This is a genomic window from Winogradskya consettensis (genome assembly GCF_018332715.1).
Taxonomy (GTDB): domain Bacteria; phylum Actinomycetota; class Actinomycetes; order Mycobacteriales; family Micromonosporaceae; genus Actinoplanes; species Actinoplanes consettensis.
The window spans coordinates 175,901-196,722 of the sequence record NZ_BOQP01000017.1 but is presented as its reverse complement, the minus strand read 5'-3'; the positions used below and the strand labels follow the sequence as shown (position 1 = coordinate 196,722).

Annotated in this window: 21 protein-coding genes and 1 pseudogene; 6 read left to right on the top strand and 16 right to left on the bottom strand. The window is 67.1% G+C overall.

Annotated features, from left to right (window positions below; translation table 11 throughout):
- Positions 1-4: 4 nt before the first annotated feature.
- From Aco04nite_RS18035 to Aco04nite_RS18025, 3 genes are read left to right on the top strand one after another with little or no spacing between them, the layout of a single operon-like run.
- Positions 5-460 (top strand): Lrp/AsnC family transcriptional regulator, encoded by a 456-nt coding sequence (locus Aco04nite_RS18035; RefSeq protein WP_203835990.1) that lies wholly within the window; start codon positions 5-7, stop codon positions 458-460.
- A complete protein-coding gene (locus Aco04nite_RS18030; RefSeq protein WP_203835991.1) occupies positions 457-1,827 on the top strand; it encodes an aspartate aminotransferase family protein in 1,371 nt (456 codons plus the stop codon). The genes Aco04nite_RS18035 and Aco04nite_RS18030 overlap by 4 nt, the downstream gene beginning before the upstream one ends.
- Positions 1,812-3,080, top strand: coding sequence for an NAD(P)/FAD-dependent oxidoreductase (locus tag Aco04nite_RS18025; RefSeq protein ID WP_212998386.1), 1,269 nt, complete (start codon positions 1,812-1,814; stop codon positions 3,078-3,080). Before Aco04nite_RS18030 ends, Aco04nite_RS18025 begins: the two co-directional genes overlap by 16 nt.
- A 91-nt stretch (positions 3,081-3,171) precedes the next feature.
- Here the strand turns inward: Aco04nite_RS18025 and Aco04nite_RS18020 are convergent, their stop codons facing one another.
- The 6 genes and pseudogenes from Aco04nite_RS18020 to Aco04nite_RS49640 form a co-directional block, all read right to left on the bottom strand.
- Complete coding sequence (locus Aco04nite_RS18020) at positions 3,172-4,497, bottom strand: hypothetical protein (RefSeq protein WP_212998385.1); 1,326 nt, start codon at positions 4,495-4,497, stop codon at positions 3,172-3,174.
- 19 nt (positions 4,498-4,516) lie between these two features.
- A complete protein-coding gene (locus Aco04nite_RS18015; RefSeq protein WP_212998384.1) occupies positions 4,517-5,443 on the bottom strand; it encodes a serine/threonine-protein kinase in 927 nt (308 codons plus the stop codon).
- Between the two features lie 157 nt (positions 5,444-5,600).
- Positions 5,601-6,572: pseudogene (locus tag Aco04nite_RS18010) on the bottom strand (IS5 family transposase).
- Between the two features lie 164 nt (positions 6,573-6,736).
- On the bottom strand, positions 6,737-6,916 hold the full coding sequence (locus Aco04nite_RS18005; protein WP_212998382.1) for a hypothetical protein: 180 nt from the start codon (positions 6,914-6,916) through the stop codon (positions 6,737-6,739).
- Positions 6,917-7,315: 399 nt separating this feature from the next.
- Positions 7,316-7,600, bottom strand: a complete 285-nt coding sequence (locus tag Aco04nite_RS49645; RefSeq protein WP_280519353.1) for a hypothetical protein — start codon at positions 7,598-7,600, stop codon at positions 7,316-7,318.
- Complete coding sequence (locus tag Aco04nite_RS49640) at positions 7,600-7,896, bottom strand: LLM class flavin-dependent oxidoreductase (RefSeq protein ID WP_280519352.1); 297 nt, start codon at positions 7,894-7,896, stop codon at positions 7,600-7,602. Before Aco04nite_RS49640 ends, Aco04nite_RS49645 begins: the two co-directional genes overlap by 1 nt.
- A 444-nt stretch (positions 7,897-8,340) precedes the next feature.
- Here Aco04nite_RS49640 and Aco04nite_RS17995 point away from each other — a divergent pair, with 444 nt between their 5' ends.
- Both Aco04nite_RS17995 and Aco04nite_RS17990 read left to right on the top strand, forming a co-directional pair.
- On the top strand, positions 8,341-9,129 hold the full coding sequence (locus Aco04nite_RS17995) for a hypothetical protein (RefSeq protein WP_212998381.1): 789 nt from the start codon (positions 8,341-8,343) through the stop codon (positions 9,127-9,129).
- A gap of 58 nt (positions 9,130-9,187) precedes the next feature.
- Positions 9,188-10,168 (top strand): LLM class flavin-dependent oxidoreductase, encoded by a 981-nt coding sequence (locus Aco04nite_RS17990; RefSeq protein ID WP_212998380.1) that lies wholly within the window; start codon positions 9,188-9,190, stop codon positions 10,166-10,168.
- A gap of 673 nt (positions 10,169-10,841) precedes the next feature.
- Here Aco04nite_RS17990 and Aco04nite_RS17985 read toward each other — a convergent pair.
- Positions 10,842-11,192, bottom strand: coding sequence for a DUF5994 family protein (locus tag Aco04nite_RS17985; protein ID WP_212998379.1), 351 nt, complete (start codon positions 11,190-11,192; stop codon positions 10,842-10,844).
- A 260-nt stretch (positions 11,193-11,452) separates the two neighbouring features.
- Here Aco04nite_RS17985 and Aco04nite_RS17980 point away from each other — a divergent pair, with 260 nt between their 5' ends.
- A complete protein-coding gene (locus tag Aco04nite_RS17980; protein ID WP_212998378.1) occupies positions 11,453-12,139 on the top strand; it encodes a slipin family protein in 687 nt (228 codons plus the stop codon).
- A 59-nt stretch (positions 12,140-12,198) separates the two neighbouring features.
- Here Aco04nite_RS17980 and Aco04nite_RS17975 read toward each other — a convergent pair whose 3' ends face one another.
- The 9 genes from Aco04nite_RS17975 to Aco04nite_RS17935 form a co-directional block, all read right to left on the bottom strand.
- On the bottom strand, positions 12,199-12,666 hold the full coding sequence (locus tag Aco04nite_RS17975) for a hypothetical protein (RefSeq protein ID WP_212998377.1): 468 nt from the start codon (positions 12,664-12,666) through the stop codon (positions 12,199-12,201).
- A gap of 33 nt (positions 12,667-12,699) precedes the next feature.
- Entirely contained in the window at positions 12,700-13,077 is a 378-nt protein-coding gene (locus Aco04nite_RS17970; RefSeq protein WP_212998376.1) for a nitroreductase family deazaflavin-dependent oxidoreductase, read from the bottom strand.
- Positions 13,078-13,129: 52 nt separating this feature from the next.
- Positions 13,130-14,515, bottom strand: coding sequence for an NAD(P)/FAD-dependent oxidoreductase (locus Aco04nite_RS17965; protein ID WP_212998375.1), 1,386 nt, complete (start codon positions 14,513-14,515; stop codon positions 13,130-13,132).
- A 2-nt stretch (positions 14,516-14,517) separates the two neighbouring features.
- Positions 14,518-15,288 (bottom strand): ABC transporter permease, encoded by a 771-nt coding sequence (locus Aco04nite_RS17960; RefSeq protein ID WP_212998374.1) that lies wholly within the window; start codon positions 15,286-15,288, stop codon positions 14,518-14,520.
- Entirely contained in the window at positions 15,285-16,139 is an 855-nt protein-coding gene (locus Aco04nite_RS17955; protein WP_212998373.1) for an ABC transporter permease, read from the bottom strand. The genes Aco04nite_RS17960 and Aco04nite_RS17955 overlap by 4 nt, the downstream gene beginning before the upstream one ends.
- A 6-nt stretch (positions 16,140-16,145) precedes the next feature.
- Positions 16,146-17,372 (bottom strand): polyamine ABC transporter substrate-binding protein, encoded by a 1,227-nt coding sequence (locus Aco04nite_RS17950; protein WP_280519351.1) that lies wholly within the window; start codon positions 17,370-17,372, stop codon positions 16,146-16,148.
- A complete protein-coding gene (locus tag Aco04nite_RS17945) occupies positions 17,369-18,478 on the bottom strand; it encodes an ABC transporter ATP-binding protein (RefSeq protein WP_212998372.1) in 1,110 nt (369 codons plus the stop codon). Before Aco04nite_RS17945 ends, Aco04nite_RS17950 begins: the two co-directional genes overlap by 4 nt.
- Before the next feature lie 14 nt (positions 18,479-18,492).
- Positions 18,493-19,929, bottom strand: a complete 1,437-nt coding sequence (locus tag Aco04nite_RS17940; protein WP_244876080.1) for an aminobutyraldehyde dehydrogenase — start codon at positions 19,927-19,929, stop codon at positions 18,493-18,495.
- Between the two features lie 207 nt (positions 19,930-20,136).
- On the bottom strand, positions 20,137-20,772 hold the full coding sequence (locus Aco04nite_RS17935; RefSeq protein ID WP_212998370.1) for an FMN-dependent NADH-azoreductase: 636 nt from the start codon (positions 20,770-20,772) through the stop codon (positions 20,137-20,139).
- Positions 20,773-20,822 lie beyond the last annotated feature (50 nt).

Here is a 20,822-nt window from a genome sequence, read left to right as displayed (position 1 = left end):
TGGCGTGACCGACCAGACGCTGGACTCCACCAACAAGCAGATCATCGAGCACCTGCAGCGCGACGGACGGATGTCCTACGCGACGCTCGCCAAGACCATCGGGCTGTCCGAGGCCGCCGTGCGCCAGCGCGTGCAGCGACTCCTCGACGGCGGCCTGATGCAGATCGTCGCGGTCACCGACCCGCTGACGCTCGGCTTCGCCCGCCAGGCGATGGTCGGGGTCAAGGTGCTCGGCGACATGCGCCGCGTCGCCGACGAGATCGCCGCCATCCCGGAGGTCGACTACGTGGTGATCTGCGCCGGCGGCTACGACATGCTCGTCGAGCTCGTCTGCACCGATGACGAGCACCTGCTCGAGCTGCTCAACGACAAGATCAGGGCGGTCGAGGGCGTCGCCGCCACCGAGACGTTCATGTATCTCAAGCTCGCGAAACAGACCTATGCGTGGGGAACCAGATGACTCAGGACCTGTCAGCCGCGGCACGCGACCACCTCTGGATGCACTTCACCCGGCTCTCCAGCTACACCGGGCCGGATGCCGGGGAGGTGCCGGTCATCGTGCGCGGCTCCGGTCCGTACATCTACGACCAGCACGGCAAGCGCTACCTCGACGGCCTGTCCGGGCTGTTCGTGGTGCAGACCGGCCACGGCCGCACCGAGCTGGCCGAGGCCGCCGCGAAACAGGCCGCCGAGCTGGCCTACTTCCCCGTCTGGTCCTATGCGCACCCGACCGCGGTCGAGCTCGCCGAACGCCTCGCGTCGCTGACCCCCGGCGACCTGAACAGGGTCTTCTTCACCACCGGCGGCTCCGAGGCCGTGGAGAGCGCCTGGAAACTGGCCCGCAGCTACTTCAAGCTGACCGGCAAGCCCATGAAGACCAAGGCGATCTCCCGCGCGGTCGCCTACCACGGCACCACCATGGGCGCCCTGTCGATCACCGGCCTGCCCGCGCTCAAGCAGGAGTTCGAGCCGCTCGTGCCCAGCACCATGCGCGTCCCGAACACCAACTACTACCGCCGCCCCGACGAGAGCATGAGCGAGGAGCAGTTCGGCATCTGGGCCGCCGACCGCATCGCCGAGGCCATCGAGTTCGAGGGCCCCGACACGGTCGCCTGCGTCTACCTCGAGCCGGTGCAGAACGCCGGCGGCTGCTTCCCGCCCCCGCCCGGCTACTTCCAGCGGGTCCGCGAGATCTGCGACCGCTACGACGTCCTGCTCGTCTCCGACGAGGTGATCTGCGCGTTCGGCCGGCTCGGCGAATACTTCGGCTCCCAGCGCTACGGCTACACCCCCGACATCATCACCTGCGCCAAGGGCCTCACCTCCGGGTACGTCCCCATGGGCGCGATGATCGCCTCGGAACGCCTGGTGGAGCCGTTCCTGCACGGCACCGCCACGTTCGCGCACGGCATCACGTTCGGCGGGCACCCCGTCGCCTCCGCCGTCGCCCTGACCAACCTCGACATCTTCGAGCGCGAGGACCTCAACGGCCACGTCCGCGCCCAGACCGACGTGTTCCGCTCCTACCTCGACCGGCTGCGTGACCTGCCGATCGTCGGCGACGTCCGCGGCGACGGCTACTTCTTCGGCATCGAGCTCGTCAAGGACAAGGCCACCAAGGAAACGTTCGACATGGCCGAGTCCGACCGGCTCCTGCGCGGCTTTCTGTCCCAGGCGCTGTTCGAGGCCGGGCTCTACTGCCGCGCCGACGACCGCGGCGACCCCGTCATCCAGCTCGCCCCGCCGCTCATCTGCGAGGAGAAACACTTCCAGGAGATCGAGCAGATCCTGCGTACGGTGCTGAGCGAGGCATGGACCAAGATCTGACGCCGAGCTTCTGGCTCTCCGGTCTCGCCGTCGACAAACGCCCCCCACTGCCCGGCGACACCAGCGCCGACGTGGCGATCGTCGGCGGCGGCTACACGGGCCTGTGGACCGCCTACTACCTGGCCGCCGCCGCCCCGCACCTGCGCATCGTGATCCTCGAAGCCGACTACTGCGGGTTCGGGGCCTCGGGACGCAACGGTGGCTGGTGCTCGGGGCTGTTCCCCGTCGCCTTCGACAAACTCGAGCGGCGCTACGGCGAGACCCAGGCGCAGGCCATGACCAAGGCCCTCGCGGACACGGTTGACGAGGTCGGCCGGGTGGCGGCCGCCGAGGGCATCGACTGCGACTACGCCAAGGGTGGCACCATCACCCTTGCCCGCACGCAGCCCCAGCTCAAGCGCGCGTCGCAGTCCCCGGACTTCATCGACGCCGCGGCCGCCTCCAAGATATGCGGCGCCACCGACGTCCTCGGCGCCACCTACAGCCCGGACTGCGCCGCCCTGCACCCCGCCAAACTCGTCCGCGGCCTGGCCGACGCCGTCGAACGGCGCGGCGTCACCATCCACGAGGGAACCCGCGTCCACCGCATCACCCGAGGCACGGTCGAGACCAGCCACGGCACGGTCCGCGCCGCCACGATCGTCCGCGCCCTCGAGGGCTACACCTCCACCCTGCCCGGCCACCGACGAGCGATCGCCCCGGTCTACTCCCTCATGATCGCCACCGAACCCCTCGACACCGCGACCTGGGACCGCATCGGCCTCGCAAGGCGAGAGACCTTCACCGACGAAAGACACCTCGTCGTGTACGGCCAACGCACAGCAGACGACAGACTCGCCTTCGGCGGCCGCGGAGCCCCGTACCACTACAGCTCCACAGTAAAACCGGCCTACGACACCGTCCCATCGGTCTTCGCCGCCCTGCGCCGCACGATCACCGACCTGTTCGGCATCACCCCACCGATCGCCGCGTCCTGGGGCGGCCCCCTCGGCATCCCCCGCGACTGGATGCCCTCGGTCGGCATCCAGAACGGCATCGCCTGGTCCGGCGGCTACGTCGGCGACGGCGTAGCAGCAGCGAACCTAGGCGGCCGCACCCTCGCCGACCTCATCTCCGGCAACCTCACCGACCGCACCACCCTCCCGTGGGTCGGCCACCGTTCCCGTCCCTGGGAACCAGAACCCCTCCGCTGGCTCGGCATCAACGCGGCCCTGCACGGCACGGCCCTGCGCGACCTCTGGGAACGCCGCTGAGCCGCCCCATCTGCTTCTGCGTGAGCGTGATCCCCTCCGCGGCCACATTCTGGGGAATGAAAGATTGCTATTAACGATGCACGCCGCATTGCTAAACGATGGAGGCTTCATCCGAGTCGTTCGAGGTCGGCGTCTCGGTTGCGATACGGAAGCGTTTTAGGAGGTCCGGCGGCAGCACGTCCCCTGTAACAGCGCTGGTTAGGTGCTCGACCAGCTTGATGTGGTCGTCTTGGCTCAACGGAACTCCCGCGAATCCCTCGAACTGCTTCAGCTTGCCAGAGGCATAGACGGAGCCAGCACCGAGCTTGTTATTCATCAGGGACTTCGAGCTTCTCAGCAGGTCCTGGAGGAAAAACTCTATTCCACCCACTACGAGACGCATCGAAGCCGTCTCAACCGTCTCGAAGAAGGCGTTGAAATAGTAGGTCGATCGGCCGGCCAGGAACTGCACCGCGCGCCAGTCTCCGGGCGTGAGGTTCCGTCCGGGAGCGAACGGCAACCAGTATTCGTCGGCGCTCTTCGCCTGATCGAGGGCTGCGAGGGTGACCATTTGACTTAGATCTGCCTTGTGGTCGCCCAGTACCACCGCCGTTCGTCTCCCCGCCGCGCGTGCCGGTGCGAGGGTGGTCCGGACCGCGTCCGCGGTGACGGCCACCCTCGCCCGCATGTACGCCAACAGTCGTGACGCGACCGACTGAAGGTTCTCCGCATCCTCGGGGACGAATCTTCGGGCGATGGCGAGCGCGATCAGATTGGAAACGTCGCGGCCGTCCAGCCACTCCTGCGGAGGATCGATGTGCTCCACACCGCCGCCGTCCTCCTGAGCGGTGTGCAGAATCAATTGGCTCAGAAGCGGTTCCTTAATGAACGCCTCTCTTGACTCGTTGAAACCTTTGAGCTTTAAGGCTTGCATGCAGAAGTCACAGAAGCAGTGCAGGATGTAACCGAGTCGCCCAGGGGCCGACGAATTCGGGTAAGCGTCGGTGATATCCAGGACGATGCCGTCGACACCGGAGCCGATAACTTCACCGATCAGGTCCCCGATGATCTCTTGGACCGTCGGGTTGACCAGACAGACCTGCGGAAGTGAATCACCAAACTGATCGGTCAGCCAGAGGGCCTCGTTGTTCAGGAAGCCCATCTCGACAATGATCGATCCCCAGACGACCCCGTCATCACCGAGGCCGTCTCTTGAATCCGCGACCCACTGCGGCAGGAGATTATTGCGTTTGTACGTCAGAGGAGCTGGATGGACGACCGAACTGAAGAGAGGCCCCGAGAATCCGACAGCAGGGAGAACTATCTCCTGTGCGCTCCGCTGAGTGAATTCCGCGAACCTCTGCAACCAGTGTCCCACCGGCTGTAGACGGAGCATCTCTCCTGAGGGGAGGAAGCAAATCGACCGGCTTTCGGGCATGGTGAAACCATCTCTCGCGTCAGGAGGGTATCTGCTGAAGCATTCGTTGGAAGTCGATCACGGTGTCACCTGGTCCGTGGCCATCCACAAAACGTTCCACGAGAAGGCGAACCTGGGAAGGTGCATCGCGCCCGCCTTCATGCCTGACCGGTATTACGCCGGGCGTCGGGAGGATCTTTCCCCCGTTCCGGGAAAGGCACCCTTCTCCTTCAAGGATGACGCGAAGTGTAACTGCGAGTGCGTAGACGTCGGATGCATAGGAGATCGGCTCGGCGCCAGCGCGGACACTCTGCGGAAAGAAGTCGGCTCGGCCTCCGACGAGCAGACTCCCACTACCGCGGCTGACCAATGTTTCTTCGATGATTTTCAACAGTCCAAAGTCGGAAAGTTTGTAAACTTTCTCGGCGGGATCGTACAGGAAGTTCCACGGCGAGATGTCGCTGTGTACAATTCCGCTCTGATGTGCGGTGGCAACAGCATCGGAAACCTCGAACATGATTTTTTTCATGCGAGCCACGGAGACGGCGCCGACGTCTCCGGATAGATCTATTTTGGATTTCCCTGGCGGCCGCTCGATCCATTCCATGACGAAGTAGGGGGTATCCCTGATCATGCCGAGGTCGATGACCTTGACGACGTGGCGGGATATCCGACCGAGCCGGGCACCTGCCTGGGCCTCTCTGACGAAGGTCCGTCGTGCGGTGTCATTCAAAGATAACGACAGGAACTCGCTGATCGTCTTGATGGCTACGACTCGATCAAACAGTAGGTCATGGCATTTCCACACCTGACCACATCCACCCTGGCCGACAGGATGATCAGATATTGTGTTGTATCGGTATAATTCTTCGAGTGCCTGTCGCGCCGCATTTGCCAATGCTTCCTCCTTTGTGGAATTTGCGATATGTGTGCCTGAGGAAAGCGACCGGCGGAAGGTGTGGTCCACCACTATTTTGGGGGTTTACCGTCCGGTGGTTCGTCATGTTCACTGCTGTGCCCCGCAGGTCGAAAATAACAGCAGAAAACGTCCCGGCCAAGGCTGGGTTAGGATTTAACCCCATTGAGTCATCCCGGGTAAGGTTTTCTTCACTCTGCCTATCATTTCAGGTGGGCCGTGTGTTTCGATGTGCAGGTAGGCGGAGCCGCCATACGTGATCATGGCTGAGTGAGTGTTTAGATGGTGGTGGTTCGGGTTTGTCGTCGTTGCTGGTGGCGGGTCGGTCCACCTCGGGTGAGTCGTCGTAGCATCTGGCTGATCGCAGCCCAGCGGATCATTTCTTCGGACACTTCGGGATCACGTTCGTGGTCACGGGCAAGTCGCCGGTGCAGCATCAGCCAGGCCAGGCCAGGGTTCGTTCGACGACCCAGCGTTTGCGGTGGACGACGAACCCGCGTTGCTCGGCGGGCTTAGGCACGATCTCGATCATCATCCGCAAGATGGTCGCGGCCCAGCCGACGAGCCGGCCGGCGAAGCCTTGATCGGCGAACACATGCCGGATCGGCGTGGCCAGATAGACGCTCAGTAGGGCAGTCTTCGCGCCGTCGCGGTCCTGCCACGACGCAGCCAATACGGTGACGGGGACGAGTAGGCCGAGGGTGTCGGTAACGATGAAACGCTTACGCCCGTTGACGTTCTTACCCGCGTCAAAGCCGCGGGTGTCGCGGCCGACGGTGTCCGCACCGCGAACGGACTGCGAGTCGATGACCCCTGCGGTCGGCTCGGCGTCGCGTCCCTCGGCGAGGCGGATCTGCTCACGCAACTCGTCCAGGATCCGCTCGGTAACTCCACGGGCCTGCCACCTGCGGAACCAGCCGTAACAGGTTTCCCAGGGCGGGAAGTCTGCCGGCAGTTGCCGCCACGAACACCCCGCCCGATCGATATATAAGATCGCGTCTACCAGGTCACGGAACGGGTGTTTCGGTGGCAGGCCGGGCTCCTTGATCAGCGGGAGCATCGGTTCGATGACCTCCCACTGATCATCGGTCAGGTCCGAGGGATACGTCCGTTCACGAGCCATCACCCGACCCTGAACGCTCCGCAGCCACACCCCCCGGACACGCCGTCCGACACCTATCTAAACACTCACTGAGGTTCGAAAATGAAGGCGGCGATTGCAGTGGGCTTGCTTGGTTCGTGCCCGTAGACGGCGTCGTCATCGTGATCAGCGCGAACGATGGGTGATACAGCCTATGGCCCGAGGTAGCGAGATGTTAATGAAGCGGCGTATCTCGTCGACGATCAACGGACCATGTCCGGATGCTCGGGGCCTTCGTCCAGGGCTTCTTCGGTAGCGGCGCAGATCGCGAGGATGCCGAGGGTTGCCAGAACAAGGGTGGCGAACCGGTGCCATGCGGTCCAGCGGCGGACCTGGTACTGGTCGAGGCCGGCCTGGCCCTTTCCGGCTTGGTACTCCCTCATCCACGGTCCACCGAACTCTTGCCACACGCACGACATGGGCAGCCGTTATGGTCATGCGCTGCGTTTGTCGCGCCAGGTGAGGAAATCGGTGATGACGGGGGTGGGCCGCCGGTGTGGGTGGTGACGAGGCGGGCTCTGAGTTCGTACATCCTGTCGCGGTCGGCGGTCTTGCCTATCACTGAGATCTCAATCTCGACCGGATCACGGGCGATGTCGGCCAGTGCTGTCCGAGGTTGCCGAGTTGCCGAACAGAGTTCTCCAGCCCGACACTTCCGGGGTGAACTCGTGAGAAGACCGGCCTTCCCGGGCTAGCAGGAGCGCTTTGACTACTGGGCCGCCCAGCGCTAGGAAGCCTTGGCAGGGCTGATCATGATTCGATCGGTCTCCTGCCCGGTTGCGTCATGCGTTGCGGGGATCACGCCAGGCGATGAACTCGCGGAGTTCGGTGGGGTCGCCGGTGTGGACGGTGAACAGACGTGCGCCCAACTCGTACATCTTGTCGCGGTCCTCGGTCTTACCCATTACCGAGATCTCGATCTCGGCTGGGTCGCGGCCGAGGTCGGCGCAGTGGCCCGCGAGTATGCCGAGTTCGCGTTCCAGGGTGGCGGTGTCGGAGAAACTGTGCCAGATGTCGGCATGCTTCGCCATCAGGCGCAGGGTCTTCTTCTCACCTCCGCCGCCGATCAGGACAGGGATGTTGCTGGTGGGCTTCGGGTTGAGTTTTCCCAGCGGGATTCGATGCGGGGCAGCGCCTCTGCGAGGGCGTAGAGGCGGCCACCGGCCGTACCGAACTCATAGCCGTACTCGGTGTAGTCACTTTCGAACCAGCCTGAGCCGATATCAAGGATGACTCGGCCTTCGGAGATGTGGTCGACCGTCCGGGCCATGTCAGCGAGGAGTTTGGGGTTGCGGTAGCTGTTGCAGGCGACGAGAGCCCCGATCCCGACCCGGGACGTGGACTCGGCCCACGCTGCAAGCATGGTCCAGCATTCAAACGTGCAGTCCGTCCGGTTCTCCACTTAAAGGGGAAAGCGGTCTCAGTCGAACAGGCTGTATCGGCTCTGCACCGCGTCGATCGTGGTGACCTCCCGGGCCTCCGCGAGCTGCCGGGCCTCATATCGGAAAGTCCGATCAGCCCTTCGTCCCGCAGGTCACGCAGCGTCCCCCCTGCTCGGCGAGCGGCACCTCCGGATCCACCCGATCCAGCTGTAGTAACCCCCAGCCGGTCCCTCCGCAGCCGCTCGTTTGCTGCCCGCTCGTACAAATGGGCGGTGTCGATGAGAGTGACCCCCCGCTCGACCGCGCGCCACGGAGAGTGCGTTGTCCCGGGCTGCGGCCGGTTCCGGCGCCAGGTGCATGGCGCCGAATCCTGTTCTCAACGTTGTGTCCCTTCGCCATTCACCGGACTCGGCTATCCTCCCGCGGTGCGCAAGCGTCGTCTTCTGATAGCCGCCCTGGTCGCCGGGATCCTCGGTGCGGGGGTGGGCGTCACGGTCCTCGCCGCACCCGCCGTCGCGGTCACCGTCTGCCCCGCCTGCTACGGCCTGCACAACCTCGGCGGCAACGTCTGGGCCGAGACGGACGACCCGCACTACCGCACGATGATCGACGGCGCCCGCGCCCGCCTCGACTACTTCTACGGCGACCGCACCGCGAACCCGCGCATCCTGATCTGCGCCACCGACACGTGCTACCGGCACATCGGCGGGGGAGGGGAGAAGGGCAAGGCCCTCGGCGAGTTCTCGCTCATGCTCTCCCCGGCGGGCGCGACCGAGACCATCGCCACCCACGAGCTCAGCCACGCCGAACTGCACCACCTCCTCGGCGCGTCCGCGAACTCCGTCCCCGACTGGTTCGACGAGGGCCTCGCGGTCCTGGTCTCGCAGGACCCCCGCTACCTCGCCCCGGTCGGCACCCCGGAACGCTGCCTGATGCCGTACGAGCTGGCCCTCCCGGTCGTCGACGCCGACTGGTTCTCCAGCACGCAGCACGGCAACGACCTCCCGTACCGTCAGGCGGCCTGCGTGGTCAGCCGCTGGGCCCGCGGCCACGGCAACGGCACGGGCGTCGCCGACCTGGCGTCCCGCCTCGCCCAGGGCAGCAAGTTCGGCGAGGTGGTCAATCCGCAGCCGACTGTCTCACCATCGGCCTCGCCGTCGCCGATTCCCCCGCCGCTGCCGTCGCCCCCGCCGTCGCCGGTTCCCTCGCGGTGAGCGCCGTCACGGTGTGAGGGCTTTCCGGGGGCGGATCCGGGAGTAGGTTCAAGTGGATATGTCTACGCCACTTTCCGTCCTCGACCTCGCGCCCATCGCCCCCGGGCAGAGCGCGCGCGACAGCTTCGAGGCCAGCGTCACCCTCGCCCGCGCCGCCGAACGCAGCGGTTACCGCCGCGTCTGGTATGCCGAACACCACAACATGGCCTCGATCGCCTCGTCGGCCACCAGCGTGCTGATCGGCTACGTCGCCGCCCACACCGAGTCGATCCGCCTCGGCGCCGGCGGCATCATGCTGCCCAACCACTCACCCCTGGTGATCGCCGAACAGTTCGGCACCCTCGCCACCCTCTTCCCCGACCGCATCGACCTGGGCCTGGGCCGCGCCCCCGGCAGCGACCAGACCACGATGCGAGCCCTGCGCCGCGACAACTCCTCCGCCGAGACGTTCCCCCAGGACGTCCAGGAGCTCCAGGCCTACCTCACCGGCCACAGCCTGATCCCCGGCGTCCAGGCCGTCCCCACCCCCGACGGCCCGGTCCCGCTCTACATCCTCGGCTCCTCGCTGTTCGGCGCCCAGCTCGCCGCCCACCTCGGCCTGCCGTACGCCTTCGCCTCCCACTTCGCCCCGGACGCCCTGATCCAGGCCATCGCCGTCTACCGCGACACGTTCAAGCCCTCAGCCCAACTGGCGGAGCCCTACGCCATCGCCGGCGTCAACGTCATCGCCGCCGACACCCACGACGAAGCGGTCGCCCAGAAAAACGCGTCCTACCGCTCCCGCACCCGAGCCTTCATCTCCCGGGGCCCGATCGCCCGCAACTACACCGATGCCGAGATCGACACCTTCCTGGCCTCCCCGGGCGGCCAGCAACTCTCCGCCATGACCCGCTACACCGCAGTCGGCACCGCCGCCGAGGTCCACGACTACCTCGAAGCCTTCGCCAAGGAATGCGGCGCCGACGAGCTCATCACCGCCCACCACGCCCTGAACATCGACGACCGCATCCACTCGGTCGAGCTCACCGCCCAGCCCTGACCGGCTCGTGGGTCTTGCTCCTGCCCGCGGATCCTGCCTGCCGGTCGTTGATCTCCGCGGCGACCGCGGGCAGCGTTGATCTCCGCGGCGACCGCGGGCAGGCCGGCACCGAGATGATCGGGACACCCCCGGGGGCTTCGACCGATCTGGCGCTGCCGGGAGGACCGGCCGGGGCGCACGTGCAGCGCTGCTGCCGGCGGCTTCGAATTCCCGTCACAGGGCAGCGACCCGGCGTGCGCAGCCACAGCGGCTCCCGGATGGGTCCCAGTTCGCGAATGGCGGCCCGCTCACCGCGCAGGTTCACCTCCCGCGGACTGCCCGACGGATCCCGGGCGTCACACCCCGTGTTCCCCCTCGAAGAAGTCAATCGGCCCGATTCTTCGAGGGGAAAATGCCGCCAGATGTTGCGCTAATCCCATGAATGCCGCAACTTCTGATGGATGCGGCTGTCAAACGAGGGGCGATTATTGTTCAGCGCAGGACACATACCTCAGACCAAGGTGACGCACAGTAACTCCATCGCCCGGCGACCCATCGCCCGCAGGCCTTGTGACCCACAGGCCCCATCGCCTGCACGCCCCATCGCCCGCAGGCCCTGTGACCCGCAGGCCCTGTCGCTGGTAGGCCTTGTGACCCGCAGGCCCTGCCGCTCGAGGTCTGGCGGATCGTCGGGCTACGGCCGGTTGGTGTCGGGCACGGCGGGGGTGACCAGCAGGGTGAGGCGGTCGCCGTCGGTGCAGATGACGGTGGCCAGGGACGGTGGCTGGTCGGAGAAGTAGGCCAGGTCGACCGTGCGGCCGGCGGCCGGGATGCTGTGCGGCCGTTTGCTCCAGCCGGCGGCGCTCAGCAGCAGCCGCGCGACCGGCCCGTGCGCGACGCCCACCGCGGCGACCAGGGCGGCAAGCTCGGCCGAGGGGTCGGTCGAGCGGGGCCACCAGCGCCCGTCGAGCATCATGTGGTGGTACGGAACCGGCTCGAGGCGTATTCGGTCCGCGCTCGCGGGGGTGTTGGTCAGTGTTGCCATCGGACTTCCTGACGTCGTGGACCTGAGCAGGGCGCGGGGTCCATGACTTGGTGATGACAAGGCTGGGACGACGGTCCACCGAGGCCGGTGAGGCTTTCCTGAACTCCGGAGAACCGCCAGCGCGTACGCGGACAAGTGGACTGGAATGACCCCGACTGTACGCCCGCCCAGCGGGTACAGTCGAAGTGTCGCTCCAGACCCCGGCGGCTCATGAATGTCGTGCGCGGACATCCGGCTACGGCCGGGGTCAGGACCGGGTCATGTCAGCTGTCTGGACTTTCGTCGTCATCGCCCTCGTGGTGCTGGTGCTGCTCACCCTCGCGATCAAGGTCGTGAAACAGTACGAGCAGGGCGTCCTGTTCCGCCTCGGCCGGGTCATCGGCACCCGCCAGGCCGGCCTGACCGTGATCATCCCGTTCGTCGACGTCCTGACCAGGGTGAGTCTGCGCATCGTCACCATGCCCATCCAGTCGCAGGGCATCATCACCCGCGACAACGTGAGCGTGGACGTGTCCGCGGTCGCCTACTTCCGGGTCGTCGACGCGGTGAAATCAGTGGTCGCCATCGAGAACGTCGCGACGGCGATCAACCAGATCGCGCAGACCACCCTGCGCAAGGTCGTCGGCCAGCACACCCTCGACGAGACCCTCTCGGAAACCGACCGGATCAACGTCAGCATCCGCGAGATCCTCGACGTCACCACCGCCGACTGGGGCGTGGTCGTCACCCTGGTCGAGCTGAAGGACATCCAGCTCCCGGAGAGCATGAAACGCGCCATGGCCCGCCAGGCGGAAGCCGAGCGCGAGAAACGAGCAAAGATCATCGCCGCGGAGGGCGAGGCCATGGCCGCGGACACGATGATGGCCCACCCGCTCGCCCTGCCGGCACCCCCGGTGAACCCGATCCACCCACCCACGAACGGTGCGACGCTACCCACCGCCGGTTAGCAGCGCGCCCGTTCCGGCGGGCGCGGGCCGGGTGGCGGCCCGCGCCCGCGCCGGCCGTTTCAGCGTCCCCGGGGCAGGTGGCCCACTCTGAGCTGCACCGGCCCGCCGTCCGACCATTCCTCCCAGGACTGGGCGGGAGGCAGTTCCTCCCCCGCGCAGCCGGCGGGCGAGTCGAACTCGCCCCGGAGCTGATCGATCAGGGCCCGGGCCTGGGCGAGCACCGCCGCCGACCCGTCCGGGTCATCGATGCTCAGGCCGAGCACCGCGGACCCGTCACGGGTGACCGTGATGATCGCTCCGTAGTACGCACGCGCCTTGACGTACAGCGAGAAACCGTCGCCCAGCGAGTCGCCTCGCCCGAGGTCGGCAAGCGCCGCCCGGTCGTCATCGCTCGCGGTGCCGTCGATGTAGGCGCGAATGAACGCCTCGAGCCTGTCGTCACCCGGGTTCCGCCGGTCGACATACCGTTCGACGAAATGCCTGAACGCGCCCGCATCGCACCTCGGAAGCCAGACGTACACATCCATGCAAGGTGGCATCCGCGGAGCCTACCGGCGGTGTCAGGGGAAGGTGACCTCGACGAGGGGGCTGCTCGCGATCCAGAACTCGGGTGCGTGGCCCGGCCGGCTGGTGATTTCGCGGAGCGGCGCGAGCAGGCCGGCGAAGACCTTCGCGCGCTCGCCCTGGTCGGTGACAGCCCGCGCGGTGGCCGACAGGTCGGCGGTCGCGGATACCTTGAGGTGGAACGTGAAGGCCGGGTTGGCGACGAGGTTGGCGTACCAGTCCCGGGGCCGGCCGGGGGTGCCGGTGATGTAGTACCGCCCGTCGACCCGGTGGAACCAGATCTCGATGCGGCTCGGTGAGCCGGTCCTTCGCCCGGTGGTGGTGATGTCGATGACCCGGTCCTGTGCCAGCGCGGTGGCGGTCTCGCCGCTCATGGACGCCTCCCTCGGAGATACCCTCTATGACCTACCGGAATTAGAGAGTAACTCAGGAGTCGAAGCCGAGACCTGCCTTGTCGAGCGTCCGCAGCCACAGGTTGCGCCGCCCGTCGTGCCGGTCGGCCTGGGCGATCGACCAGCGGGTCAGCTGGATGACCCCGGAGCGCACGGGCTCCGGTGGGAACGGCACCGGCTTCGTGCGGACCAACTGCAGAGAAGTGAGTGGGGTACGCCGCCCGCTGAGCAGATCCAGCATCACGTTGGCGCCGAACCGGGTGGCTCCCACGCCCAGCCCCGTGTAGCCGGCGGCGTACGCGAGCCGCCCGCTGAAAGCCGTACCGAAGAAAGAGCTGAACCGGCTGCACGCGTCGATGACCCCGCCCCACTTGTGGGTGAAAGTCACGTCGGCGAGCTGCGGGAACGTCTGCGCGAAGTGCTGCGCCAGCAGCGCGAAGGTGGCGTCCCGCTGATCATGGTCCGAGCTGATCCGCCCGCCCCGGTAGTAGACGGCGTCGTAGCCGCCCCACAGGATCCGGTTGTCGCTGGTCAGCCGGTAGTAGTGGAACTGGTTGCCGGAGTCGCCGACGCCCTGCCGGTGCCGCCAGCCGACCGAGGCGAGCTGGGCGGGGGTCAGCGGTGCCGTCATCAGCGCATAGTCGTAAACCGGGATGACGTAGTGCTGGAGCCGCCGCAGCAGGGTGGTGTGCGCGCCGGTAGCCAGCGCGACCCGGGCCGCGGTGAGCTGCCCCCGCAGCGTGTGCAACCGTAGCCCACCCCCGCCGGCGACAACCCGGTCGACACGCGTGTTCTCGTAGAACCGCACCCCCAGCGACAGACACGCGTCACGCAACCCCCAGACCAAACGCGCCGGGTCGACCATGGCGCATCCGTCACGGTCCCAGACCCCGCCGAGATAGGTGGGGGAGTCGACCTCGGCCCGGACCTCGTCACGGTCCAGGAACTGCAGCCCCCGGTCACGCAGCGTGGCAAGGGAGGCCAATTGCCAGGGCTCGGTCGCGACATGCAGTTCGCCCGTACGCTCGAAGCCGCACGAGATCCCGTACCGCGCGACGGCCTCCTCGATCTCGTCGAGATTGCGCCGTCCGAGCCGCTCGAGGGCGTCCACCTCGTCGGGGAAGCGCGACAACCCGTTGTCGAACCCATGCGTGAGGCTCGCCGAGCAGAACCCGCCGTTGCGCCCCGACGCCGCCCAGCCCGCCGTCCCGGCCTCGACCACGACGACGTCGCGTCCGGGGTCGCGTTCCTTGGCGAGCAGCGCCGTCCACAACCCGCTGTACCCGGCCCCGATCACCGCCAGGTCGGCCGTGGTGGCCCCGGTCAGCGGGTCCAGCGCCGCGGGGGCAGCGTCCTGGTCGAGCCAGTAGGGCGTGGGCGACGCGCCTGAAAGAGCAGCCAGGGAAGCCGGCGGGGCCATGATCAGGCCCGCGAGACACGCGAGGAGCGGACGGTCGTGCCGACCGCGATCAGGACGCCCACCAGGAAGATCAGGGTGCCCATCACGTTGACCTGCGGGGGCAGCCCGACGCGGGTCGCGCCCCAGATCCAGAGCGGGAACGTCGTCGTGGTGCCCGCGGTGAAGTTGGTGACCACGAAGTCGTCGATGCTCAGTGCGAACGCCAGCAGCATGCCCGAGCCGACGGCCGGCAGGATCAGCGGGAACGTGACGCGCCAGAACGTGGTCCAGCCGTTCGCGCCGAGGTCCGCGGCGGCCTCCTCGATCGAGCGGTCCAGGGTCAGCACCCGGGCGCGGACCACGACCGCCACGAACGAGATGGAGAACATCACGTGCGCGATGGTGATGGTGGCCGCGCCGAGACCGACGCCGAGCGACACGAACAGCGTCAGCAGCGAGGCCCCCATGACCAGCTCGGGTGAGGACATCGTGGCGAACATGATCAGGTTGATCGTGCCGGAGCCGCGGAACCGGTAGCGGCCCAGGGCGTACCCGATGCCGGTGCCCAGCGCGCCGGCGATCAGCATCGTCAGAACAGCGACTACCAGCGAGACGACCAGGGCCCTGGTGAGCTCGTCGAGGGCGAACACCTTGCCGTACCACTTGAGGGTGAAGCCGTCCCAGGTCTGGTTGTAGCGCCCCGGGGTGTCGTTGAAGCCGAACACGATCATGACCAGGACCGGCAGCGTCAGCCACGCGATCACGAGCCAGGTGTAGGCGCGCAGGATCTTCATCGGGCGGCCACCTTCATGACGTCCTCGGTGCCGAGCGCCCGGGCGTAGGCAAAGACGCCGATGAGCAGCACCGCCATCAGCGTGAACGACAGCGCCGACGCCGTCGGGTAGTTGGAGCTGACCAGGTACTGCGACTGGATCACCTGGCCGATCATCGTGGTCGACGAGCTGCCCAGCACCGCCGAGTTGACGTAGTCGGAGCTTGCCGGGACGAACGTCATGAGGACCCCCGCGAAGACGCCGGGCAGCGCGAGCGGGAAGACGACCTTGCGGAAGGCGAGCAGCGGGGACGCGTACAGATCGCGGGCGGCCTCGACCACCCGCGGGTCGATGCGTTCCAGCGCGACATAGATCGGCAGCACCATGAAGGGCAGGAAGTTGTAGACCAGCCCGAGGATGACCGCGACCGGGGTGCCGAGGATGTGGAAGCTGTCCGCCAGCAGCCCGGCGTCCTTCAGCGGCCCGAGCAGGATGCCCTCGTCGGTGAGGATGTAGCGCCACGAGATCGTCCGCAGCACGAACGACACGAAGAACGGCAGCAACAGCAGGAACAGGAACGTCGCCTTGCGGCGCCTGCCGTAGAACGCGATGAAGTACGCCACCGGGAACGCCGCGACGATCAGCAGCACCGTCGTGATCGCCCCGTAGATCAGCGACCGGACGAGCTGGACGCGATAGTTCGTGATGGCGTCCACGTACGTCTGCCAGTGACCCGTCAGGACGTACCCGTTGACGACGTCGCCCTCCTGCAGCGACAGCGACAGCATCGTCACCATCGGGACGACGAAGAACAACAGCAGCCAGAGCCCGCCGGGCAGGACCAGCAGGTAGGGCGCGAGACGGTGGCGCATCGCAGGTCAGCTCAGGACGACGGGTTCGAAGATGGCCTGGTACTCCTGGTGCTCGGCCTCGGTGGCGAACTCGCGGTAGTAGTGCAGCTTCGCGTAGTCGGCGGCGCCCGGGAAAACGAGCGGGCTGCTGGCGACGGCCTCCAGCGACGCCTTGTCATCCCCGGTAGAAGCAGCGGCGTCCTTGGTGATCTGCGCCTGCGCGGCCGGCACCGGGCACACGAAGTTGATGTATTCGGCGAGCGTCGCGGCGTTGGCCACGTCGTAGAAGAAGTCCATCAGCTTGATCGCGTCGAGGGGGTTCTTCGCGGTGATCGGGATGGCGAAGTTGTCCGTCCAGATCGTGCCGCCCTCGGAGGGGATCACGAACTTGAAATCCGTACCGTCGGACACGTTCTTCTGGAAGACGTCACCCGACCAGGCCTGGGTGATCCACACCTCGCCCTTGCCGAGCGCGTCGATGTAGCTCTGGTCGTAGTAGTTGCGCAGGATGCCCTGGCTCTTCTGTTCCTTGAGCTTGGCGGCCGCCTTCTTCCAGTCCTCGGCGGTCGACTTCTCCGGGTTGATGCCGAGCGCCATGAGGCCGAAGTTGCCGAGCTCGGAGGTGTCGGAGAACATGCCGACCTTGCCCTTGAACGCCGGGTCGAACAGGTCGGCGATGCCGGTGATCGGGCGCCCGGTCTTCTTCTCGTCGTACGCGATGCCGGTGATCCCCGACGTCCACGGGATCGAGTACACGTTGCCCGGGTCGAAGGCCTCCTTGCTGTACGCGGGATCGGCGTTCGCCACGTAGTTCGTCAGCTTCGAATGGTCCAGCGGCGCGAGGAAGCCGGAGTCACGGAACTGCTTGAACTGGATGCCGTTGGTGATGACCATCAGGTCGTACCCGATGTCCTGACCCGCGGCGAGCTGCGGCTGCACCTTGGCGAACCAGGGACCCATCTCCTGGATGACCTCTTCGTACTTCACCTGCACGCCGGTCGCCGCCGTGAACTTCGTCAGCTCGGGGTGCTTCGGGTCCATGTAGAGCGGCCAGTTCGCGAAGTTCAGCTTGCCGTTGCTGGTCTTGCCGGCCCAGAACTTCGCCACCGCGTCGGCGGCGGGGGCACTGGCACCGGGGGAGCCCTTGCCCTTCACCCCGCACGCGGCGAGGGCCAAGCCGAGGCCCGCGAGCCCGGACATCTTCAGGACGTCGCGGCGATTGGTCAAACCACGAAGGAGGGAGGGGTCGGTCACGGTCGGACTCCGATCGGGTACGAGTGCTGCGGGCTCCAGGTCAGGTACACGCGGTCGCCGGGCCCGGCCAGATCCTCGGCGGAGTACGCGTTCTGGTCGAACACGACGAGGTCGGCGCCGGCGGACGTCCTGACCGTGTAGTTCGTGGACGTGCCGTGATAGACGACCTCGCGGACGGTGCCGGTGAGCACGCTGCAATCGGCGGCGGCGGGTGCGTCACGGCTCAGGTCGATCTTCTCCGGGCGTACCGAGATCTCGAGTTTTGCGCCATCGGTGACCGAGGCCGGGACCGGAACCAGAACCTTCTCCTCCGGACCGAAGACCAGCAGGGCGACGCCGCCGGTGACCGAGTCGACCGAGCCGTCGAGCAGGTTGGAGGTGCCGATGAAGCCGGCCACGAACCGGGTCGCGGGCTTCTCGTAGATCTCGCGCGGCGTCCCGAGCTGGTCGATGCGCCCGCCCTCCATCACCGCGATGCGGTCCGACATGGTCAGCGCCTCGCCCTGGTCGTGGGTGACGTAGACGAACGTGATGCCGACCTCGCGCTGGATGCGTTTGAGCTCGATCTGCATCTGCTGGCGCAGCTTGAGGTCGAGCGCGCCGAGCGGCTCGTCGAGCAGCAGCGCCCGCGGCCCGTTCACCAGCGCCCGGGCCAGCGCGACCCGCTGCTGCTGACCGCCGGACATCTCGCGCGGCGATCGTTTCTCCATCCCCGTCAGCGACACGATCTCCAGCATCTCGCCGACCCGGCGGCGGATCTCATCCTTGGCGACCTTCTTGCGCTCCAGACCGAAGGCCACATTTTGGTACGCGGTCAGATGCGGGAACAACGCATACGACTGGAACACCATGTTGACGTCCCGCTTGTGCGGCGCGACCCCGGTGACATCGTTGCCGTCCAGGAACACGGTCCCGCCGCTGGGCTCCTCGAACCCGGCGATCATCCGCATGGTCGTGGTCTTCCCGCAGCCCGACGGGCCGAGCAGGGAGAAGAACTCGCCCTGCCCCACGGCGAGATCGGTCGGCTTGACGGCCTGCACCGTGTCACCGTGGGAGAGGAAGTCCTTGTGTACGCCGACGAGCTCGATCGCGGCCGTATCGCTCATGGATGATCCTTACTTCAGCCGAGGTAGCTCATCACGTGCTTGATGCGGGTGTATTCCTCGAAGCCGTACATCGAGAGGTCCTTGCCATAGCCGGAGTGCCCGAACCCGCCGTGCGGCATCTCGGACACGAACGGCAGGTGGGTGTTGATCCAGACGGCACCGAAGTCGAGGCGCCGCGAGACCCGCATCGCGCGGCCGTGGTCGCGGGTCCAGACGCTGGCGCTGAGCCCGAACCGCACGTCGTTGGCCCACCGCACGGCCGCGTCCTCGTCGTCGAAGCGCTGCACGGTGATCACCGGCCCGAAGACCTCGTCCTGGATCATCTCGTCGCGCTGCAGCAGCCCGGCGACGACGGTCGGCTCGACGAAGTAGCCGCGGTCACCGATCCGGCGCCCGCCGGTGACGACCTCCGCGTGCTCCGGCGCCCGGGCCAGGAAGCCCTGCACCCGGCCGAGCTGGTCGGCGTTGTTGACCGGCCCGAAGAACGCCTCCGGGTTGCCGGGCGCACCGACCACGGTGTCGTTCGCGGCGGCGGCCAGCGCGGCGGTGAAGTCGCCGGCGATCCGCTCGTGCACCAGCACCCGGGTCGCCGCGGTGCAGTCCTGGCCCGCGTTGAAGTAGCCGGCCTCGGCGATCGCGGCCGCGGCGGACGCTATGTCCACGTCGTCGAACACGATCACCGGTGCCTTGCCGCCCAGCTCGAGGTGCACCTTCTTCAGGTCGGCGGCGGCACCCGCGGCGACCTCCATGCCCGCGCGGGTGGAGCCGGTGATCGAGACGAGCCGGGGGAGCGGGTGCGCGACCAGCGCCCGGCCGGTGTCGCGATCGCCGCACACGACGTTGAGCACACCCGGCGGCAGGAACTCGGCGGCGATCTCCGCGAGCAGCAGCGTCGTCACCGGGGTCGTCTCGGAGGGCTTCAGCACGACGGCGTTGCCGGCGGCGATCGCGGGTGCGAACTTCCACACCGCCATGACCATCGGATAGTTCCACGGCGTCACCTGCGCGCAGACACCGATCGGCTCGCGGCGCACCCAGGACGTGTGGTCCCGCAGATACTCACCGGCCGAACGGCCCTCGAGGACGCGGGCCGCGCCGGCGAAGAAACGCAGTTCGTCGAGGAGCGGGGCCATCTCCTCCTGCCGGGTCGCCCCGATCGGCTTTCCGGTGTCGCGGCACTCCGCGGCGATGATCTCTTCGGCCCGCGCCTCGACGGCGTCGGCGATCCGCAGCAGTGCGCGCTGGCGGTCGGCCGGGGTCGCGTCGCGCCAGGTCTCGAAGCCGGCTGCGGCGGCTGCCATCGCGGCGTCGACGTCCTCGGCGGTCGAGACGGGTGCGTGCGCGTACGTCTCGCCGGTGCTCGGGTCGATGACGGGAGACGTGCGTCCCTCGGCGGGCTCGGCATAGGACCCCGCGATGAAATTCCGCAGGACGGGCAGCGCTTCACTCAACGTAGTCGAACCCTCCCCGGTCGGCGTGGAGGGACCTTGACACACGCCGAGCCGTGGAGACAAGCAAATCCGAAGCATTTTTCAAGAACGAAACGGAATCAGCCGTACGCCGCCCGCGCAGCCACGCAATCCACCGTCGCTACGGGCTCGCAAAAGGGAAAACAGCGCCGGTCCCGGTGTGGGGCCGACGCTGTCCCGGGCAGTGGATCAGAGCGCGCCGAGCACCTTGCCGGCCTGGCGGGCGGACTCGACGGCACCGGCGTGCATCTGGGCGCCGAGGTCCTTGAAGTCGTCGAGGGCCGGGTTCACGCCGACGAGGGTGAACTCGCGCTCGACCACGGTGAGGTCGGCGCCCCACGAGTCGGCGATGATGCGCTTGAGGAACGGCGTCGAGTGGTCCCAGCCGTGCCGCGGGGTGCCCTCGCCGTACGCGCCGCCGCGCACGGTGGCGAGCACGACCTTCTTGCCGGCGAGGAACGGCCCGCTGGCGACCCGCGGCGAGGTGGCGACCAGGTCGATGTACGCCTTGATGTGCTGCGACGGCCCGAAGTTGTAGAGCGGCACGGCGAACAGGATCGCGTCGGCGGCGAGCAGCTCGTCGACCAGCGTCTCGGCGAGCGCGGCCGCGGCGACCTGCTCCTGCGTGCGGTCGGCCTCGGGGGTGTAGGGCGCGTTGACGGCGGCGGCCCAGTAGGTGGCGGGGATCGGCTCGGTGCCGATGTGCCGGCGTTCGATGGTGTCACCGGGGTGGGCGGCGAGCCATTCCTGCTCGACGATGTCCGCGATCTCGCGGCTCGCGGAGCCCTCAACACGGATACTGGCGTCCAGCCGGAACAGCGTCACGGGGATTTCCTCTCTCGGTTCAACCTTGAAGCTAGAAGGTAGCACGCTAA

What these genes read in the sequence shown, in the direction of transcription:
- Aco04nite_RS17985 (WP_212998379.1), bottom strand. Translation starts at nt 11,192, where the DNA reads ATGGCAACACTGACCAACACCCCCGCGAGCGCGGACCGAATACGCCTC.
- Aco04nite_RS17965 (WP_212998375.1), bottom strand. Translation starts at nt 14,515, where the DNA reads ATGGCCCCGCCGGCTTCCCTGGCTGCTCTTTCAGGCGCGTCGCCCACG.
- Aco04nite_RS17990 (WP_212998380.1), top strand. Translation starts at nt 9,188, where the DNA reads ATGTCTACGCCACTTTCCGTCCTCGACCTCGCGCCCATCGCCCCCGGG.
- Aco04nite_RS18025 (WP_212998386.1), top strand. Translation starts at nt 1,812, where the DNA reads ATGGACCAAGATCTGACGCCGAGCTTCTGGCTCTCCGGTCTCGCCGTC.
- Aco04nite_RS17980 (WP_212998378.1), top strand. Translation starts at nt 11,453, where the DNA reads ATGTCAGCTGTCTGGACTTTCGTCGTCATCGCCCTCGTGGTGCTGGTG.
- Aco04nite_RS18030 (WP_203835991.1), top strand. Translation starts at nt 457, where the DNA reads ATGACTCAGGACCTGTCAGCCGCGGCACGCGACCACCTCTGGATGCAC.
- Aco04nite_RS18020 (WP_212998385.1), bottom strand. Translation starts at nt 4,497, where the DNA reads ATGCCCGAAAGCCGGTCGATTTGCTTCCTCCCCTCAGGAGAGATGCTC.
- Aco04nite_RS18005 (WP_212998382.1), bottom strand. Translation starts at nt 6,916, where the DNA reads ATGAGGGAGTACCAAGCCGGAAAGGGCCAGGCCGGCCTCGACCAGTAC.
- Aco04nite_RS49640 (WP_280519352.1), bottom strand. Translation starts at nt 7,896, where the DNA reads ATGCTTGCAGCGTGGGCCGAGTCCACGTCCCGGGTCGGGATCGGGGCT.
- Aco04nite_RS17960 (WP_212998374.1), bottom strand. Translation starts at nt 15,288, where the DNA reads ATGAAGATCCTGCGCGCCTACACCTGGCTCGTGATCGCGTGGCTGACG.
- Aco04nite_RS17975 (WP_212998377.1), bottom strand. Translation starts at nt 12,666, where the DNA reads ATGGATGTGTACGTCTGGCTTCCGAGGTGCGATGCGGGCGCGTTCAGG.
- Aco04nite_RS17970 (WP_212998376.1), bottom strand. Translation starts at nt 13,077, where the DNA reads ATGAGCGGCGAGACCGCCACCGCGCTGGCACAGGACCGGGTCATCGAC.
- Aco04nite_RS17955 (WP_212998373.1), bottom strand. Translation starts at nt 16,139, where the DNA reads ATGCGCCACCGTCTCGCGCCCTACCTGCTGGTCCTGCCCGGCGGGCTC.
- Aco04nite_RS17945 (WP_212998372.1), bottom strand. Translation starts at nt 18,478, where the DNA reads ATGAGCGATACGGCCGCGATCGAGCTCGTCGGCGTACACAAGGACTTC.